The 1,692-nt window shown below is 68.3% G+C and carries 3 protein-coding genes; all 3 read right to left on the minus strand.

The features are described 5' to 3' along the window. Nucleotides 1-419 (minus strand): bifunctional pyr operon transcriptional regulator/uracil phosphoribosyltransferase PyrR (gene pyrR, locus G3O00_RS42520; RefSeq protein ID WP_206146580.1); only part of this gene is annotated, 419 nt, incomplete at its 3' end. After that, nucleotides 406-855: a Holliday junction resolvase RuvX gene (ruvX, locus tag G3O00_RS42525; protein WP_027788201.1), complete on the minus strand. Its 450-nt coding sequence runs from the start codon at nt 853-855 to the stop codon at nt 406-408. The genes pyrR and ruvX, both read right to left, overlap by 14 nt. Next, complete coding sequence (locus G3O00_RS42530; protein WP_011351143.1) at nt 852-1,430, minus strand: YqgE/AlgH family protein; 579 nt, start codon at nt 1,428-1,430, stop codon at nt 852-854. Before G3O00_RS42530 ends, ruvX begins: the two co-directional genes overlap by 4 nt. Nucleotides 1,431-1,692: the final 262 nt, after the last annotated feature.

A 1,692-nucleotide genomic window follows, 5' to 3' on the forward strand; every position in this document is an offset into this window, starting at 1 on the left:
GACGGGGGGTCGGGAGTGTGCTGCGGCGCTCTGGCGTGCTGGGCGAGCACCGCGCGCACGACCGCGGCCGGACGGCCGTAGTCGAACAGCTCGTTGAGCGCCGCGCGCACGGTGCGCCCGGTGTACAGCACGTCGTCGACGAGCACGATGCGCGCGCCGTCGATCTCGAACGGCAGCGACGTCGGGCTGGCCTGGCTGTGCAGCCCCTTCTTCGCGTAATCGTCGCGATGCAGCGCAACGTTCACGACGCCGAACGCCGGCGCGCCGAGATCGCGTGCGAGGCGCTCGGCAAGCCATGCGCCGCCGCTGTGGATGCCGGCGAGCCGCGGGCCGCCCGGTTCGGCGAAAGCCGTGCCGTACGCGGCACGGATCTGGTCGAGCAGGACGCGGTAAAGCGCCTCGGCGTCAATGGTGCTCATGGTCGGACAATTGATCGAGATACTGTTGAAGGATGACGCGCGCGGCCTCGGCATCGAGCATCTCGGCCCGGGCGCGGCCGCGCACGTTGCGCTCGCGCAGCCCGGCCTCGGCCTCGACCGACGAATAGCGCTCGTCGACCCACGTGACGGGCAGTCCGAAGCGGCCGTTCAGCTGGTTGCCGAAGCGCTTCGCCTGCTGCGTCATGTCGTGCGGCGTGCCGTCCGGATGCATCGGCAGGCCGACGACGAGCGCGTCCGGCCGCCATTCGGCCAGCAGGTCGCCGACCGCCTTGAAGCGGTGTTCGCGGTTCAGGTTCTGGATCACGACGAGCGCACGGGCCGAGCGCGTCAGCGCATTGCCGATCGCGACGCCGATACGTTTTTCGCCGTAGTCGAACGCGAGGAGCGTCGCATCGCGCGCGCTCGCGCCACTCATGCGTGCCCTGCTTCGCCGGACAGCATCGACGAGCTGACGCCGAGCAGGCCGAGTGCGGCTTCGAAGCGCTCTTCGGCCGGTGTGTCGAACACGATGCGCGGATCGGCGGCCACGGTCAGCCAGCCGTTGCGGGAAATTTCTTCCTCGAGCTGCCCTGCCCCCCAGCCCGCATGGCCGAGCGTCAGCAGGAAGCGCTTCGGGCCGGTGCCCGTCGCGACCGCCTCGAGCACGTCCTTCGACGTGGTCATCTCCAGCCCGCCCTCGACGGACATCGACGAGTTGTAGCTCGCGCCCTCCACCGGCTCGTGCAGCACGAAACCGCGCTCGGTCTGGACCGGGCCGCCGAAGTACACCGGGATGTGCAGCAGCGGCTCGATGTCGAGCTTCAGGTCGATGCGGTTGAAGAGCGATTCGAGGTCGATGTCGGTAGGACGATTGATGACGAGGCCGAGCGCACCGCGCTCGCTGTGATCGCAAAGATAGACCACCGTTCCCGAGAACGTCGGATCGGCCATGTTCGGCATGGCGATCAGGAACTGGTTGGTGAGATTGATGCGATCGGAAGGCTTTGACATGGTTTGAATTTTAGCAAAGACGCCGCGGCCTGACCGGGCCGCGATCAACAAGCAACGCCCGCCGCGCTGGCAACGGCGCGCACGGATCACACGGCACTCTAACACGCGCGCGGGCGCTGTCGGCAGCGTGTTGCAGGCCGGCGGCCCGCCGGTGATCCCGCTCAATCTGGCCGGGGATTTCGGTGGCGGCTCGCTGTATCTCGCGCTAGGCGTCGTGTCGGCGATCCTCGAGAGCAAGCGGTCGGGCAAGGGGCAGGTGGTC

It is taken from the genome of Burkholderia sp. Ac-20384 (assembly GCF_017104605.1).
Lineage (GTDB): Bacteria > Pseudomonadota > Gammaproteobacteria > Burkholderiales > Burkholderiaceae > Burkholderia > Burkholderia lata.